The organism is Pseudomonas sp. HMWF032, from assembly GCF_003060885.1.
GTDB lineage: Bacteria > Pseudomonadota > Gammaproteobacteria > Pseudomonadales > Pseudomonadaceae > Aquipseudomonas.
The window spans coordinates 452,119-468,514 of sequence record NZ_QAIG01000013.1 but is presented as its reverse complement, the minus strand read 5'-3'; the positions used below and the strand labels follow the sequence as shown (position 1 = coordinate 468,514).

Here is a 16,396-nt window from a genome sequence, read left to right as displayed (position 1 = left end):
TCAGCCCGGCTTACGCCATTGCCAGCGCCTGAGCATCCGCCGGGCGCGGCAGCGGCAGCCGTTTAAGCAAGCCGGCATCCAGGCGCAACAGCCGTGCACACCGGCTGTCGAGCAACTCGTGGGGGTGCCGGTCGCCCAGATTAAGCAGCTCGTTGACCAGATTGAGGATCACCGCCTCGCGACTGAACACGCCGCTGCCCAAGCTGTAGAACGCCGCAATCAGCTCGCGCAAACCAATCGGCAAACGCCACTGAATGCGCAGGGCCGAGCCAAAACCGGCGGCGCGGCGACTCATCTGCAGCGCAATCGCTTCATCGTCTAATTCGCCTCCGCCATCGAGCCAATCCTGCAGGCTGCGCAACAAAGCCAGCTCACCGATGTTGTGCAGCAAGCCGGCGGTAAAACACAGCTCGGCATCCAGATGCAGTTCATTGGCCAACCAGTGCGCCAGGTCGGCGCTCTGTTCAGTGCGCGCATAAACCGCTTGGGCCAGGCTCGCCAGACGCGGGTCTTTGAGTTGCACATTGCGCTGAATGGCCAGCCCCAGCACCAGGTTAAGCGTATGTGCCACACCCAGACGCGGCAGCGCCTGACGCAAGGTCTGGCAAGGTGCGCCCTGATGCTGGGCGGCGCTGTTGGCCGCTGCAATCAGGCGCGCGGTGATCTGCGGCTCACGGCTAAACAAGCGCTCCAACTGGCGCAGGTCATAGTCTTCACCATTCAGGCAACGGCTGACGGCATCACGTACCTCTGCGAGCAAAGGCGCGCCTTGGCCGTCTTCACGCACCGTATCGAGGTAGTCATCCAGGCTGTTGGTGGGCCGCGCCGGTGCGTTCGATGCGGCTTTAGCACTGCCGAGTAGCGTTTGTAAGCGCTGACGCAATTTTTCGGCATTGAAGGGTTTGGCGAGGTAGGCCGCGGGGGCCAGTGGCCGCGCAGCGCGCACGCTGTAAACATCGAGACGCCCGCTGATCAGCACGAAGGGCAATTGGGCACCGCGCGGCAGGCGACGCAACTGGCGCAGCAACTCCAGGCCGTCCACCCCCGGTAACTCGCCATCAGCGATAACCAACGCCGGCCAGCGTTTCTGACAATGCACCAAAGCCGCTTCGCCGTCGCTGACCACGTGAACGCGCGCATCAGGCCTGACATCACGCACCAGTTGCAGGAGCAGATCAGCCGTCCAGGGTTCCGCCTCAGCAATCAGAACGTGCAACGCTTTGGCCGAAAACGGCATGAACACCTCAAACAGGGTAATCGCACAATGATGGCGCAGACTGAAGGGCGCGCAGTCTAAGCATTCGAGGCTTAAAAACCACTACCGGCCGCGTCCAACAGCTGATGCAAGGGTCAACTTTTAGCACGCCCATAACGCCCGACCTAGAGCGGCTAAAGTATTAAATGAGAAGGCTTATCGGACTATTGACGTGGATCAGCGGCGAGCTTTTTGCCAGCGCCAGAGAGGTAACCACTGGGCTTCGCTGCAACTCGGCCAACCCCTAGAACTGAGCGCGTCATCGAATCTGTCGCCGCCAAAGCGCCTCCCACGAATGGCTGCTGCCTACGCGCGCGCGCTCTGTGGGAGGGGCTTTAGCCGCGAGAGGCACCCTGCTGCATATGAGTGCCGGGCTGAAATGCACAAAACCCGCCGAAGCGGGTTTTGTGGGTCACGCACTGAGGCTTAGGTCAGTTCGTCGAAGCACTCGGCGATGATCGCCAGGCCACGGTCGAGCAGTGCGTCTTCAGCGGTCAGCGGCACCAGCACGCGCAAGACGTTGCCGTAAGTACCGCACGACAGCAGGATCAAGCCCTTCTCACGCGCCTTCGCAACGATCTGCCCGGTCAGCGCGGCGTTGGGCTTATGCACGTCGCCACCTTCGCACAGTTCCATGGCAATCATTGCACCAAGGGCACGCACTTCGCCGATGCTGTTGTGCTTGGCTTGAATGGCTTTCAGGCCGGTAACTAGGCGCTCGCCCACGGCCTTGCAGCGGTCCAGCAGTTTCTCTTCCTCGAATACATCCATCACCGCCAACGCTGCGGCGCAGGCCAGCGGGCTGCCGGCGTAAGTGCCGCCCAGACCGCCAGGGGCGATGGCGTCCATGTATTCCGCCTTGCCGCACACGCCCGCCACCGGGAAACCACCGGCGATGGATTTAGCGAAGGTGGTCAAATCGGCGGCGACGCCCATTTGTTCCATGGCAAAGAAGGTGCCGGTACGGCCCGCGCCGGTTTGCACTTCGTCGGCGATCAGCAGGATACCGTGCTGATCACACAGGGCGCGCAGGCGCTGCATAAAGTCTTTCGGCGCGACGTAGAAACCACCCTCGCCTTGCACCGGCTCGATGATGATCGCGGCGATGTCACGCGGTTCGGCGTCGTTCTTGAAGATACGCTCGATGCTGGCGATCGCATCATCGCTGCTCACGCCGTGCAGTTCGCACGGGTACTGGGCGCGGAAGATGCCACCGGGCATCAGGCCCATGCCAGCCGAGTAGGGTACGACTTTACCGGTCAGGCCCAGGGTCATCATGGTGCGGCCGTGGTAGCCGCCGGTGAAAGCGATCACGCCCGCACGGCCGGTCGCAGCGCGAGCGATTTTGATCGAGTTCTCCACCGCTTCGGAGCCGGTGGTGACCAGCAGGGTTTTCTTGGCGAAGTCGCCTGGCACGCGTGCGTTAACTTTCTCGCACAGTTCAACGTACGGCTCATACGCCAGCACCTGGAAGCAGGTGTGGGTCAGCTTGGTCAGTTGTTCTTGCACCGCTGCCACCACTTTCGGGTGCAGGTGACCGGTGTTGAGCACGGCGATGCCGCCGGCGAAGTCGATAAACTCGCGGCCTTCGACGTCGGTGACGGTGGCGTTCTTCGCCGATTCGGCAAAGATCGGGTGGATCTGGCCCACGCCGCGCGGAACGGCAGCGGTGCGGCGTTGCATCAAAGATTCGTTGGTCTTGCTCATAAAGTCCTCATTCGCCGGTCAATCTCGGCGTGGTTCAAGGATGTGTCACCGGCGGCGGCTTGGCAGTATTCGATGATCGACTGCCCCAACACGCCCGGCCACAGCTATGTCCATATACATGCAGAAGACGCAGCGCTCTCGTGCGCCTCCTGCGGGGTTACTTCGCCAGGTTACACGCCCAGGCAGAGGTATTTGATTTCCAGGTAGTCCTCAATGCCGTACTTCGAGCCTTCGCGGCCGAGGCCAGAGGCTTTCACACCGCCGAACGGTGCCACTTCATTGGAGATTAACCCGGTGTTAACGCCGACCATACCGTATTCCAGGGCTTCGGCCACACGGAACACACGGCCCAGGTCACGGGCGTAGAAATACGAAGCCAAACCGAACTCGGTGTCGTTGGACATGGCGATCACCTCGGCCTCGTCCTTGAAACGGAACAGCGGCGCCAGCGGGCCAAAGGTTTCTTCCTTGGCGACGGCCGCGTTGTTCGGCACATCCACCAGAATGGTCGGCTCAAAGAAACTGCCGCCCAGCGCGTGCGGCTTGCCGCCCGTGAGCACGCGTGCGCCTTTGCTGACCGCGTCTTCAATATGCTCCTGCACCTTGGCCATGGCCTTGGCATCGATCAGCGGGCCGGTGGTGATGCCGTCGTCCAGACCATTACCGATCTGCAGCTTGGCCACCGCAGCGGCCAGTTTTTCGGCGAAGGTGTCATACACGCCGTCCTGAATGTACAGGCGGTTGGCACACACGCAGGTTTGGCCGTTGTTGCGGTATTTGGAAATCAGCGCGCCTTCAACGGCTTTATCCAGGTCGGCGTCGTCGAACACGATAAACGGTGCGTTGCCGCCCAACTCCAGCGACACCTTCTTGATGTCCTTGGCGCATTCGGCCATCAGTTGGCGGCCGATTTCAGTGGAGCCGGTGAAGCTCAGCTTGCGCACGATCGGGTTGCTGGTCAGCTCGCCGCCCACTTCGCCGGCGCTGCCGGTGACCACGCTCAACACGCCTTTCGGAATCCCGGCACGCTCAGCCAACGCAACCAGCGCCAGCGCGGAGAACGGTGTTTGCGACGCTGGTTTGATCACCATGGTGCAACCCGCAGCCAGTGCCGGGCCGGCTTTACGGGTGATCATCGCCGCCGGGAAGTTCCACGGCGTGATGGCCGCAGTTACACCGATTGGCTGCTTGATCACGATCAGGCGCTTGTCCGGCTGGTGGCCCGGAATCACGTCACCGTACACACGCTTGGCTTCTTCGGCGAACCACTCAATAAAGGACGCCGCGTAGGCAATCTCGCCCTTGGCTTCGGCCAGCGGCTTGCCTTGCTCCAGCGTCATCAGACGGCCGAGGTCGTCCTGATTTTCGATCAGCAGTTCAAACCAGCGACGCAGTTTGTTCGAGCGCTCTTTGGCCGTCAGTGCACGCCAAGCCGGCAAGGCACGGTCGGCCGCTTCAATGGCGCGACGGGTTTCGGCGGTGCCCATTTTCGGCACGCTGCCGATGATTTCACCGGTGGCCGGGTTGTTGACCTGAATGGTCTGGCCGCTGTCCGCGTCCAGCCAAACACCGTCGATAAACGCCTGCTGGCGAAACAGCTGGGTGTCTTTCAGTTGCATGGCAGTCTCCTAAAACCCGACACCCAGGCATCGGTACAGGTTATCGAATGCGCCGCATGGCCGCGTCGCAAAGGCTTGTTCGCTCGGCTCATGCGTGTGCAACGGTTTTGTGCATGAGCGTTTGAAATCTCAAACGAATCCTAGGGTCATGAGGGGTAAAGGGCAAGAGCCTGTTCGAAAAAATTAACGCCTAATCACGCTTATTCAAGCCTTTATGCTGAAAAGCCCCGCACTAGCCTGACCGTGCAGAATCACGAACAAGGCACCAGCATGGACGCCTGCCAGCGACATGCGTATGATTGCGCCCGCGCTGCACCAGTAGCTCAGCTGGATAGAGTACTGCCCTCCGAAGGCAGGGGTCGTGGGTTCGAATCCCGCCTGGTGCGCCATATAAAACAAGGGCTTAGGTGAAAACCTAGGCCCTTTTTATTTTGGCCTGTGGCTAAACCGTGCCTCTAAGGTCTGGGCCTTGTAACGGCCTTACACGCGTCTGCGTAGTGGCCTCAAACAGGGTCATAGACCGTTAGCCCTTCTTGTTCCAGAGCTGTACTTCTCTTCCGTCAATCGATGACTCGCGCAAGCGGCTATTTTCAGGCTCGTTCATGAAGCCCAGAGGGCGGTTGTGGCTCAGGAACAAACTCATGCAGCGCCCCGTCTGCCAACTGGAGGGTGCGGTCCATGTAGCGTAACGCGGCCAGTCGGTGGGTGATCAGCAATACAGCTAGCTCTGGCCTGGCCGAGCGCAAGGCTTGTAAAAATTGATGTTCCGTCAACTGATCCAGGGAAGCAGTCGCTTCGTCAAGAATCAGCAGATCATGGGAATGCAGGAGTGCGCGGGCAAGACCGATACGCTGCCGTTCTCCACTTGAAATGCGTTGTTCAAAAACCTCAACTGGAGTGTCCAGTCCGTTCGGGAAACGCTTTACCAAGGCTTCAAGCCCCGTAATATTCAGGGCATTCATCAGGTGCTCATCGGTGCAGCCCGTGCCGAGGAAAGCCAGGTTCTCGCGCAAGGTTCCGGGGAGCAGTGTGGTAAAGGCGCCTATGTAGCCTATAGAGCCGTGTTCGCGCTGAGTGTGGAACCACTGTATGCACCCGGCCGTGGGTTTTAACTCGCCAATGAGCAGGTCCACCAGAGTGGATTTCCCCGCGCCGGATTGACCGACCAACCCGACCCAATCGCTTTTGTGCATGTGCATCTTCAGGTTGGCGATCACCTTTTGCTCGGCCTGCGGGTACTGAAAATTCAGGGCTTCGCAGCTCATTAAAAGCTGGGGTAGGGATTGGCAAGGTTCGACGTGAGTGTGCACCTCAGGTGGTGACGGATTGGCTGCGGCTATCTGCTCAAAAAATGGTCGCGAGAATTTAATCGTGAGCAGGCTAAACGAGATGCGGCGCAAGCCCGGTATCAGCCTTAAACCCACGGCAGCAAAGAGCACCAGCGGATGAAGATCTGCCTGCCAGGTGGTCTCACTGGCAATCAGCACCGCGCCGCCCAGAATCGAAAGGAGTAATAGCTCTATGACGGGTGACTGGATATCCATCAGCGTTCGCTCGCGCGCGGTTTCTCTGGCGAAGCGCTTTGCAACGGGAAGATAGCCACCTAATACTGCGGGCAACCGGCGGTAGAGGCGGATTTCGCGCAAGCAGGCGACGCTGTCGGAAACCCAGCGCTGCATCAATATTTGGGGCTTACTGCTGCGTCCCAATCGGTAGGGCGTGAGGTATTTTGACAGCACGCTGCCCGCCGCTACTGCAGCCAATAAGGCCGCGATCATTATGACGGTCGCCAGTGGTTCGAATATCAGCAACACACCCAGCAGAACACTGATCACCATTAGCTCGGTGAGCAACTCGAGGCTGGGCAATACCGTCCCCATGACAATCTTGGGTACCAGGTAGTTGACGGCAACGTTGCTGCCTTGAGTGTGCAGTTCGATGCGCTGAGGAGCCTCGCGCGTCAGCTCCCGCTCAAAAACCTTCATGGAGATCAGCAGCGTCCAGGCGTCGATAAGCTGGCCACGGATACCCGACAGCACAGGTGCAAGCACGCCCTTGCACAGGATCAATATCGCCAGGAGCAGCATCACTGGCGATACCCAGGTGCCTGCTAGAGCATTCCATTGCTCCTCCGCCAGTGCGTACCAACCTGCAGGGTTTCTGCCCATGGGAAGCAGCACGCCAAGTAACGCGGCAACCAGCAGAGCAGATAAAGCGTCCAGCGCAGCTTTACCTAACAGCAGAAGCGCCATTGAGGCAATGCTTGCTGAGCGTGCCCCGCATTGCCTGACAAACGCCAATGCTCGCAGAGGAACGCTAAAAATTGGCAAAAATTCTTGGTTATTCATTGGCTTAAAAAGATTAAAGACTTGGTTAGATCCACGATGCACTCATGGGCAATTCGCGTACCAGAAAATAAAACCCGCAATCACAGTCGGTCAGCAAACGAGTGCCATCTTCCAACTGCTCAGCGTTGTGGCTGTGGGTCGTACATGATCAATGCTTAAGTGCTAAACAGCGGTTCAACCATATCCGGACTGAGTGGGGAAACCAACGGAACAATCGCGTCATGTAGTGGCATTTGACGGGATACTAAAAATCCGAGGTTCAAACCGGACACCCTTAAGCGATAGGCCGGACTTTGCATGCCACTTATCCAGCGGGGCCCTGCCCCGTTTGCGTTTAAGCGCCGGCCAATGTCTGGCTGATGATGGCATGGGGTAATATCCCTGACTGATATGGCTTTGCCGCAAGCTGGATCAGTGAGTTGCCAGCTCCAATCGTGTGGGCCGCGACTCTTATGAGATGGATACACACCCCTGATGCTTACTCAGCATGTGCCTTTAGTAAACCACGATGCCACTCAGGCTGAACGCCGTGATTCTTCATCAGACAATGCGTTGCTCAGCGCCACGCTCTGGTTGATGGGCTTTGAACATGAGTTTTCAGCGCCCTGCGTGGTACGGTTGTCAGCGTTTATTCGACATCATGGAGTCGCCGGCCTGCTTGATCAGGCTCGGGCGGACGCTCTAGGCATTGGGTATTCAGCTCCTCTTATGCTGGAGCGAAGAGCCATTGCACTAAGAGCCCTTAGCCTAGGTGCAACCCTCAGGCGTTTGACGTTAGCGCTTGCTGCATGCGGGTTGCAGCCTTTGGCGTTAAAGGGCCCGGCTCTGGCGCTACAGGCGCATGGTCAACTTTGTGCGCGTGGGGGCGTTGATCTGGATATCCTGCTTGGAGAGGACCAGTGGCCTGAGGCACTGAGAGTCTTCAATGAACAGGGGTATAGCGTTGCAGCAGGGCAACAGCTTCCGCTGCCCAAGGCACATCATGAACTTGTCTTAACTCATGCTGGCGGACTGCCAAGAGTGGAGCTGCATAGGCGCCTATTACGCAATCAGTACTTACTCCCCGCCGAAATCTGTATGACACAGCAGGTTGATTTACAGGGCGTAAGCCTCTCAACCCTGGCCCCTATCCATGCCCTGCCATACTTAATTGCACATGCCAGCCAACACAGTTTCCGCAAATTGGTTTGGCTTTTGGACATTCATGCACTGCTACAACGTGCGGACCTGGATGCAGAGCAACTGGCTGCGGAAATAAGACGCACGGGTACTCGCGCCATGCTTGATGCTTGCCTCACCCTGCTCTCTGTCTTGTTTGGGACGCAGGTAGCAGCACCTTTGCAACACGCGCGCCGGCCCTGCAGGGCTAGCCGAGCGATGGTTCAAGCCGCGCTCGATGGGCTTCGCGAAGCGCTTACTGATGATCAGGTGGCAACCCGGCAGGGGATTTTTAAACGCATGTTGATCGATATCGCAATGCAGGACAGCGTCCTGGCGAAATGGCATGCATTGAAAGGCTGGTTGAGTCCTACAACCAAGGACAGTGGCTGGGTCATACTTCCGCAGAAACTGTCTTTTCTTTACCCCATCATTCGCTTGGCTCGACTGGTGACACGGCAATTTAAAAAGTAGTCCCGTTAGGGTAAGGCCTTCCAGGGGGGAGTAGCTTAGTTTGCCGCTGATTTTATTGCGGTCGCGGCATTCCCGGTCCTGGTGATAAACGCGCCTGTAGGTGGCGACGCCGGACTCCGTGCTGACACGGGTGCCGGCATGGAGGTCAAAGTCTTTGCCGGTCCACTCCACCGGTTTACGCAGGCTGCCAAAACCGAATAGGCCACCCCACACTTCTTCGCCTTTGAAGTGGAGCATCTCGTCAGTTAGAGCAACTCACTGTCCTTGAAGTAATACCAAGCCAGGTAAAGCGTGCCTAACTGGGCAAATCAAACCCTCGAATATCGAAGAACTCTTGTCCACTCAGCTGCTTAACTGAGCGCTGCGCCACACTCACTGCGAGGCGGTCGTGGACGAAGTGGCCAAATAATCGATGCATGGGCTCGCTGATGGTTCTCGATGGTTCTTCAAACCATGCTGAGAGTAATACCTCCCACAAATCTGCTTGATCGCGTGTACCGGCGGCACGCCAGCCGCGCACCGGGTTGTCCAGGGCGGCGCGCATGCTTGTGGCTTCATCGTGGACCGCTTCCAGCCAACCCAAATCGGTGCGCAGTTGGGTTCTTTCCTGGCTAATGGCCTGCAAGCGCGTTTCGCGCGCTTGGCGTTGCGCGGCGCTTTCGCGCGAGATGCCCAGCATGCCGCTCATACTGCCCAGTGCGCCGGCGCGCAGCCGGTCTTCCTCTTCATTAAGCTGGCGCAAGCGGGCCTGGTAAGGCCTCCAAAGCGCAGCCAGCCAACGCAGATAAACCCGCATGTGAGCGGCAAACAGCTGTTGCTCGCGGCGCATTGGGGCATTGGCATAAACAGGCTTAAAGGCCCGAACTTGCGCCAGACTGGCCTGCGCCTCGCGCTCATAATGCCGGCTCAGCCCTTTGGCGCTGACGTTATCGATGTGGTCGTTAAAGATAAAGAGCTCGGCCGTTTTCCGATCCGTCAATGGCAGCTCTTCAAGTGAAGGAAACGGCGCACCGGCGCGGCGAGCGGCATGGTACATCTCATGCAAACTCACCAACGCCAGCTCTGCACTGGGCTTCTGCTCGCCTGGCAGCAGGCTGCCGCCGACATCTTCACTGACACCGGGCACCCACTTTTCGCGCCACTGTGTACGGCTATTGCCCAGCAAACGTGCGCGTCGGTAAAAGCGCCGTTCATGGCCTGCCACCAAGTGCAATGCCTGCTGCACACGCACGGGCAGCGGGCCGCCGTCGTCAAGCACGGTTCGCAGGGGCAGCGGCAGGGGGAAATCAACATGACTGCGATCCACACCATCAAACAACCCGGCAAACAGAATATTCAGCGCCTTGCCCTGGTAACGGTATGGCCCCTCTTTGGCTTGCGGCTCACGGCTGAGTAATTCGTGCAGAAAAGCCCGAGCCAAGGTGGCCCCGTAGTCAAAGCCATACACGGTTAACTCGATATGCTTGAGCGGCGGTTGGTCGCGTTGCGCCTCGACTTTACGGATTGCTTCGTTAAGAAAATCTACCGCTCCCTGTATCCGGGTGTCCGCGCCAGTTTTCAGCAACTCGGCCGCAAAACGGCTGTCGCGCACCGGGGCCAGGACCTCTAGGCTGGCATCGATTGCCGCGCCTTTGAGCAGGCCAGCAAGCTTAAGCGGGTTATGCAGCAAGCTTTTCAGGTTGCGGATAATGCGCTCCCACCAATTGCGTTTAGGGTCGAAGGCATCCTTGGCGGACTCAATGGCCTGCTCTTTGACCTGATCGGCTGGGACCTCAGTGGCCGATGTGCCAAAGCTGGTAAGGGCGCTGTTGGCCGTTACATTCAGGTCTGCGGAAAAGTCTTCGCCAAGGCCGGGAATATAAGCTCGACGATAAGAGCACAGCGGATCAGACCTTTCTATATCAGGGTGGGCTGTATAGAGCTTGCCAACATTGCTAACTCGGCCTGTCTGCAAGTCTTTTAAAAGATGGCGGCCGAACCCGTCGAAGAAGAACCCAATTTTCAGCGTGTGTGAACAAATCTGTATGTGCGAATTTGCCGAAGAAGGACGACAGCGAGCGGCCATACCTGCGGCTTTTTCGGTGATTCGAGAACTCATTGTGTTTGTTCCTTGCTGTCTGGAGCTTCTTTGAGATTCTCAAAAGGGCTATCCAGATTCGGGCTCCAAAACAAGCGCACCTGATCTCCCGGAAAGAAATGCACATGCAGGTACTTGTCTTGCCGGGTGCGCGGGGGGTTGGGCACTTGCCGCGATAGGGTTTCTTCACGCATACCCGCTTCGTACTGCGGTTGAGTCGTGCTTTTAAGCCACTCTACCGTCAGCACATCGCCTTCAATGCGCCAGCAACATGTGAAACCTCCACCATTTACGGCTACGTTCCCTCCCCAGTTTTCATTAACGAAATAACTAAAAATGGGGCGATCCGTATGGTTATGCACAGAAAGGCCGGCCCCCGGCATTTGCGTATAGGCCCAGGTCACGTAGGCCAGTACCAGTAAGCCAACAGAGGCCAGGCTAAGCAGCGATTTGACGAACCCCGGCAGCCCTTGCCAATGATTACGCCACGCGTGGAGTCGATTCATGATTAAGCCTCTCATTGCGCTGCTTCCTTGAGGTTTTCATAACGGCTGTCCAGATTCGGACTCCAAAACAAGCGCACCTGATCACCCGGGAAGAAATGCACATGCAGGTACTTGTCTTGCCGAGTGCGCGGGGGGTTGGGAACCTCTAGCGTGACGGTCTCTTTCTGCACACCTTGGCGGACTTGTTCGCCGGTACGCCCCTTTATCCATTCCACCGTCAGTACATCGCCCTCTATGCGCGAGCAGCAAGTAACCTTCCCACCACCATAGGCGAAGGCATTTCCACCCCACGCTTCGTTTACGGCATAACCGGATATAGGCCGATCCGTATGGTTATGCACATAAAGCATGGCCCCAGGCATTTGCGTATAGGCCCAGGCCACGTAGCCCAGTACCAGCAAACCGACAGAGGCCAGGCTAAACAGGGATTTAACGACCGCTGGTAGCGATTCCCAGCGTTTAAGTAATACGTTGACGTGCTTCACTGCTGAACCTCTTGATCCGGTGCGTCCTTGAGTCCCTTATAGGGGCTGCCCGGTGTCGGGCTCCAAAACAAACGCACCTGATCACCCGGAAAGAAATGCACATGCAGGTATTTGTCTTGGCGAGTGCGCGGGGGGTTGGGCACCTCCAGCGTGACGGTCTCTTTCTGCACACCTTGGCGGACTTGTTCGCCGGTACGCCCCTTTATCCATTCCACCGTCAGTACATCGCCCTCTATGCGCGAGCAGCAAGTAACCTTCCCACCACCATAGGCGAAGGCATTTCCACCCCACGCTTCGTTTACGGCATAACCGGATATAGGCCGATCCGTATGGTTATGCACATAAAGCATGGCCCCAGGCATTTGCGTATAGGCCCAGGCCACGTAGCCCAGCACCAGCAAGCCAACAGAGGCCAGGCTAAGCAGCGATTTGACGAACCCCGGCAGCCCTTGCCAGCGGTTACGCCACGCGTGGAGTCGGTTCATGGTTAAGCCTCGCATTGCGGTGCGTCCTTGAGGCCCTTGTGCGTTCGCCCGTTCATCCTTGGTTGTCCTCGTCCAGTTCCGCTTGCACCTGAGCCAGTGCCTCTCCGTTTTGTTCTACGCGGCGCAGTATGTCGGGCCAGTTCGGGTTGTCGCGGATGGCTTGGCCGCCGAGCAAGCTATACAGCGCATAAAAATAGTGGTCCGGCTGGCGTGTCAGGCCGGCCTCCCGCGCCTGTGACAATGCCTCACTGGCACGGTTCAGGCGCGCACCGTAACACTCATCGGCGAAAACCTCAGGTGCACCGGCCTGTAGCTCTTCAACCAGTGCCTGCGCGTGAGGATCAACGCCCAATGCCTCCACAAGCGCCTGGTCAAGTTCAATCGGGTGATAGGGCGGCACGTTGCGTTGCGCCAATCCTGTTAGGGCGTGCCAGCCTTGGCCGACTGGCAGCCACCACTGCGTGATGGGGCCGAACAGCCATGCGTGCCAAGGCTGCTCCTGCCGTTGATGCAGAACGGGCGCTACGTTGTGCGCATAACTGCGGATCAGCAGTGTTTCACCATCAATGTTGCGGCAAGCCAGGGCATCGCCCAGGTGTTGTTGCAGTTCAACTATGCCCAGCCGACTGCTTAGCCAACCATGCTGCGCGCTGCGAGTGAGCTGCTCGTGAAGCTGGCTATAGGTGGCATACGGCTGGCCACTCAGCTCGATAAGCGCTGGGCCTTCATTGCTTAAATGGGTGACACCCGGCTGCCGCAGCAGTGGCCAGACCGCCTGTGTGGAGAAAAGACCAAGGCGAGATTCCTCAGCCAGCAGCCCAAGCTCTACCACCATGACCAGCGTCTGCTCGGTCGCCACTGCGGCTTCCCAGTCGATGCGCGCGGCGTCTTGCTCCGTCATACCGATGCTCCTGCTAGGGTCGCACTGCCTTCACGCATGGCCTTGCGTAAGCACTCTAGGCATATGCCTTGTGGTGGCGCGAGCCTCAGCCCGGCTTCAGCCCGCTCCAGTAAATTGCCCGCTTTATCCGCATCCGCCGGTTTCACCTTGCCCGGCAACATCGGCGCAGCTCCCGAACCACTCCCCGGCGCACCGCCGGAGTTGAATTTGATAATCGGGCCGACCAGGGTGATGCCGCTGGCATCCAGCTTGATAAAGCTGCCGGCGGCTTTGAAGGTCAGTTCGCTGCCGGCTTCGAGTACAACTTTCTGGCCGCTGGACAGGTGGATCTCTTGGCCTGCGTTAATAAATTGGCCGGTGCCGATTTTAATGTGCTGGTTGTTGCCGACGGTGAGGTGGTCGTTAGCTTTGATCTCGCTTTTACGGTCGGCGTGGGTGGTGCGGTGTTCTTCGGCTTTGAATTCGCTGTAGCTGTTGGCTTCGACGGTGTCGTGCCGTTCGTTGCCGATGCGGATTTTCTGGTCATGCTCGATGTTTTCATCCCAGTCGCGCTCGGCGTGGATGTAGATCTGTTCAGCGCCCTTTTTGTCTTCGATACGCAGCTCGTTATAGCCACCACCGCCGGGGCTGCTGAGGGTCTTGAACAGGCTGCGGGTCTTGTTCGCCGGCAAGACGTAGGGCACCACGTGTTCGGCGTGGTACAGGCAGCCGGTGACCAGCGGTTGATCGGGATCGCCTTCGAGGAAGGTGACCAGCACCTCCATGCCCACCCGCGGGATGGCGATGCCGCCGTAACGGTCACCGGCCCAGCTTGAGCTCACGCGCAGCCAGCAGCTGGTTTTGTCGTCGGCCTGGCCTTCGCGGTCCCAAAAGAATTGCACCTTGATCCGGCCGTACTCGTCGCAGTGAATCTCTTCACCGGGCGGGCCGGTAACCACCGCGCTTTGGCTGCCGAGGATGCGCGGTTTTGGGTGGTTGAGCGGCGGCCGATACAACACGGTCCAGGGCGTGGCGGTAAAACGGTTGCGGTAGCCCTGCTGGAAACCATCGCCGGCCTCGGTGTGGCTGGTCACCGACTCTTCCAGCACCTGCGGCTGCTTGCCCTCGTGGTGGATTTCGGTGAGCAGCCAGAGGTCGTTCCAGCTGGCGCGCGGGTGCTCGGTCAGCGCCAGGAAGTGACCGCTGACCAGCAGCGGCTGATCGCCGTCGCCTTGCGCCCGTTCGAAGTCGTGGCGGTGGCGTTCGAGGATGCGCTGGCTAAGGTGTTTGCCGCGCTCACGGTCGACAAAACGGCCGGGGTAGTCGTAATCCTCGAGGTCGGGTTTGAACGCGCTCTTGGCGTCCGCTTCCATCAGCAGCTTGGGTTTTTCGAAGTCGTAATCGCGGCGGGTCACCCGGCTCGAACGTGTTTCCACGCGCACGCCGAAGCGCTTGATGACTGGTTTGTCAGCGACCAAGCCGCTGTCCTGCTGATAGGCGGTAGGCGCGAGTTTGGGGAACGGCGTCTGGTCGTCGCCGAAGACCACTGCATGGCCTTGCTCGCTGTGCTGGAAGTGGTAGTGAATACCCTCCTCCTCGCACAGGCGCTGGACAAAGTGCAGGTCGGATTCGTCGTACTGCACGCAGTACTCGCGCTCGGGGTAGATCGAGCCGAGTTGGAATTGGTAGGCGTTGGCCTGAATGCCGTGCTCTTGCAGCACTTGGCTGATGATCTTCTCCACCGTCAGGTGCTGGAAGATACGTTGGTTGGTGCGGTGCGCCAGGTACGCCAACTGCGGGCGCAGGGTCACGTGGTAGCGGGTCAGGCGCTTGCAGGATTCGCCCTGGGCGACGCGGTAGATCTGCCCGTGAATGCCATGGCCGGTTTGGTTGAAGGCGAGAAAGGCGGCCTGATGCAGCAGGCTTTCCAGATCCAGGTCAGGACGTTCGCTGACCAGTTCCAGTTCGAACGCGAAGGGCTGACTGATCGCCTCGCGACCGTTGAATTCGAGCACCTGCAGGTCGTGGCTTACACCTTCGATCGTCAGGCTGAAATGAGTCCGGTTGGCGGCGGCGAACATTCGTTGTTCCTCTCGTTTCGTTCCATGAATCAAACCACTGCGCATTTCTAAAACAGGCTTGCCTGTTCGCGATTTTGCGCGATGCCTGTCAGCGTTTGGCGACGCAGGTCTCACTGGAAACGCAGCGGCCAGGACAAGCCTGGCCGAAGCGGTAATGCGTGAACTCAGCCAATGCTTAGAACCTGCATACGATCTGCTGCGCGTCGGCTATACGGCGTTGAAAGCGGCCTCGGAATACTCATTTACAAATCGTAAACTCCGCTTCCTTGGCCGCTTTCGTCCCCGTTTATCTCTAGCTCGCGAGATCGTAAATAGGTTCTTAGGCGGAGATCGGGGTACGCCAGTCGTCGGAGCCGGAAGTGCCGGACACTTCGTGAGTCCAGACGATTTTGCGGTAGGTGAAGTACACGTCTTCAAGGTGCGTGAAGTGCGACATGTTCGGGTCCTGGCAGTTCGGCATACGCGACTGCACGTCAACGATCACGGCATCTTCCAGCTCGATGGTGAAGTAGTGCTCTTGAGTACCGGTGGAGGAAGTGCGGTACCACTCCAGACGGCACTTGGACAGACGCTCACCGGAGGTCAGGGAGTTGAAGATCAGCGGCGAGGATTTGTCGAAGACTTTGGTGATCATCAGCGGCTTGTGCACGCGCTGGCCAGTCGGCTGACCGGACTGCGGATCACGCGGTATGATGACCTGGTGGTTGAAGGCTTGAACCAGGATCTGGTCTTCATGACCTTCCTGGAAGATGTTACCGACGGAATCTTCGGTGAAGGTGCCGGCAGTGATCAGGCCTTGTTTGGTGCCTTCGAGGGACAGATACGCGGGTGTTGGCATGAGTGCTTTCCTTGCCTTGGGTCATGGATCTGCAGTGATCCGGGAACTCCCCATAGAGCGACAAGCATGCCAATTAAATAAAAACCTTATAAATCAGTGTCTTGTAATATTTTAAAGCACGAATTCAAACCCACTGTGCGCCAGATCACTAAAAGCTGAGCAACTTGTTGCGCAGGGCTGCGCAGGAAATTGCTCAGCAGATCAAACATGCTGCCCACGATGAGTCTCCTCGATGTATGCACAGACTTATCCACAGATTGCTGCGCAATAACTTGCACACCGTAGTGGCTGGCTACATCCATCCCTGCTCTCGGTAGCAGCGCAGGGCGCTGCCGTTGTCCAGGGCCGTGCATGCAACTCCGTGCTCGTCTGCCCCGGGATTGAGCAGGCGACAAATCGACTGGCCCGCCACCGAGTACATGCCCTTCTGACCACCCGTGGCAATCCAAAGGGCGTACTCGTTGGCCTGTCTGCATAGCCTGA

General features: G+C 58.4%; 13 protein-coding genes and 1 tRNA gene. 2 read left to right on the top strand and 12 right to left on the bottom strand.

The annotated features are described in order from the left end of the window. Nucleotides 1–10: 10 nt before the first annotated feature. The 3 genes from DBR00_RS19900 to gabD form a co-directional block, all read right to left on the bottom strand. Nucleotides 11–1,237: an HDOD domain-containing protein gene (locus DBR00_RS19900; protein WP_108489010.1), complete on the bottom strand. Its 1,227-nt coding sequence runs from the start codon at nucleotides 1,235–1,237 to the stop codon at nucleotides 11–13. A gap of 444 nt (nucleotides 1,238–1,681) precedes the next feature. Continuing rightward, nucleotides 1,682–2,962, bottom strand: coding sequence for a 4-aminobutyrate--2-oxoglutarate transaminase (gene gabT, locus DBR00_RS19895; RefSeq protein ID WP_108489009.1), 1,281 nt, complete (start codon nucleotides 2,960–2,962; stop codon nucleotides 1,682–1,684). A 170-nt stretch (nucleotides 2,963–3,132) separates the two neighbouring features. Beyond that, nucleotides 3,133–4,581, bottom strand: coding sequence for an NADP-dependent succinate-semialdehyde dehydrogenase (gene gabD / locus DBR00_RS19890; RefSeq protein WP_108489008.1), 1,449 nt, complete (start codon nucleotides 4,579–4,581; stop codon nucleotides 3,133–3,135). Between the two features lie 312 nt (nucleotides 4,582–4,893). On the opposite strand from gabD, the gene DBR00_RS19885 reads away from it, so the two are divergent. After that, nucleotides 4,894–4,970: transfer RNA gene (locus tag DBR00_RS19885), tRNA-Arg, on the top strand. Between the two features lie 201 nt (nucleotides 4,971–5,171). Here the strand turns inward: DBR00_RS19885 and DBR00_RS19880 are convergent. Further along, nucleotides 5,172–6,833: an ABC transporter ATP-binding protein gene (locus DBR00_RS19880; protein ID WP_158271587.1), complete on the bottom strand. Its 1,662-nt coding sequence runs from the start codon at nucleotides 6,831–6,833 to the stop codon at nucleotides 5,172–5,174. A gap of 570 nt (nucleotides 6,834–7,403) precedes the next feature. Here DBR00_RS19880 and DBR00_RS19875 point away from each other — a divergent pair. Next, nucleotides 7,404–8,561, top strand: a complete 1,158-nt coding sequence (locus tag DBR00_RS19875) for a nucleotidyltransferase family protein (RefSeq protein WP_108489006.1) — start codon at nucleotides 7,404–7,406, stop codon at nucleotides 8,559–8,561. 295 nt (nucleotides 8,562–8,856) lie between these two features. On the opposite strand, the gene DBR00_RS19870 is transcribed toward DBR00_RS19875, so the two are convergent. The 8 genes from DBR00_RS19870 to DBR00_RS20600 all read right to left on the bottom strand — a co-directional run bounded on the left by DBR00_RS19870 (nucleotide 8,857) and on the right by DBR00_RS20600 (nucleotide 16,215). Then, entirely contained in the window at nucleotides 8,857–10,659 is a 1,803-nt protein-coding gene (locus DBR00_RS19870) for a phospholipase effector Tle1 domain-containing protein (protein WP_256583090.1), read from the bottom strand. Beyond that, a complete protein-coding gene (locus tag DBR00_RS19865; RefSeq protein WP_108489033.1) occupies nucleotides 10,656–11,144 on the bottom strand; it encodes a DUF3304 domain-containing protein in 489 nt (162 codons plus the stop codon). The genes DBR00_RS19870 and DBR00_RS19865 overlap by 4 nt, the downstream gene beginning before the upstream one ends. 11 nt (nucleotides 11,145–11,155) lie before the next feature. Continuing rightward, nucleotides 11,156–11,629: a DUF3304 domain-containing protein gene (locus tag DBR00_RS19860; protein WP_256583089.1), complete on the bottom strand. Its 474-nt coding sequence runs from the start codon at nucleotides 11,627–11,629 to the stop codon at nucleotides 11,156–11,158. Beyond that, on the bottom strand, nucleotides 11,626–12,114 hold the full coding sequence (locus DBR00_RS19855) for a DUF3304 domain-containing protein (protein WP_108538112.1): 489 nt from the start codon (nucleotides 12,112–12,114) through the stop codon (nucleotides 11,626–11,628). Before DBR00_RS19855 ends, DBR00_RS19860 begins: the two co-directional genes overlap by 4 nt. 52 nt (nucleotides 12,115–12,166) lie before the next feature. Beyond that, entirely contained in the window at nucleotides 12,167–13,015 is an 849-nt protein-coding gene (locus DBR00_RS19850) for a DUF4123 domain-containing protein (protein ID WP_108490540.1), read from the bottom strand. Continuing rightward, entirely contained in the window at nucleotides 13,012–15,075 is a 2,064-nt protein-coding gene (tssI, locus tag DBR00_RS19845) for a type VI secretion system tip protein TssI/VgrG (RefSeq protein WP_108490539.1), read from the bottom strand. The genes DBR00_RS19850 and tssI overlap by 4 nt, the downstream gene beginning before the upstream one ends. Before the next feature lie 319 nt (nucleotides 15,076–15,394). Beyond that, entirely contained in the window at nucleotides 15,395–15,913 is a 519-nt protein-coding gene (locus tag DBR00_RS19840; RefSeq protein ID WP_108490538.1) for an Hcp family type VI secretion system effector, read from the bottom strand. 86 nt (nucleotides 15,914–15,999) lie between these two features. Continuing rightward, entirely contained in the window at nucleotides 16,000–16,215 is a 216-nt protein-coding gene (locus tag DBR00_RS20600; RefSeq protein ID WP_108490537.1) for a hypothetical protein, read from the bottom strand. Between the last annotated feature and the right edge of the window lie 181 nt (nucleotides 16,216–16,396).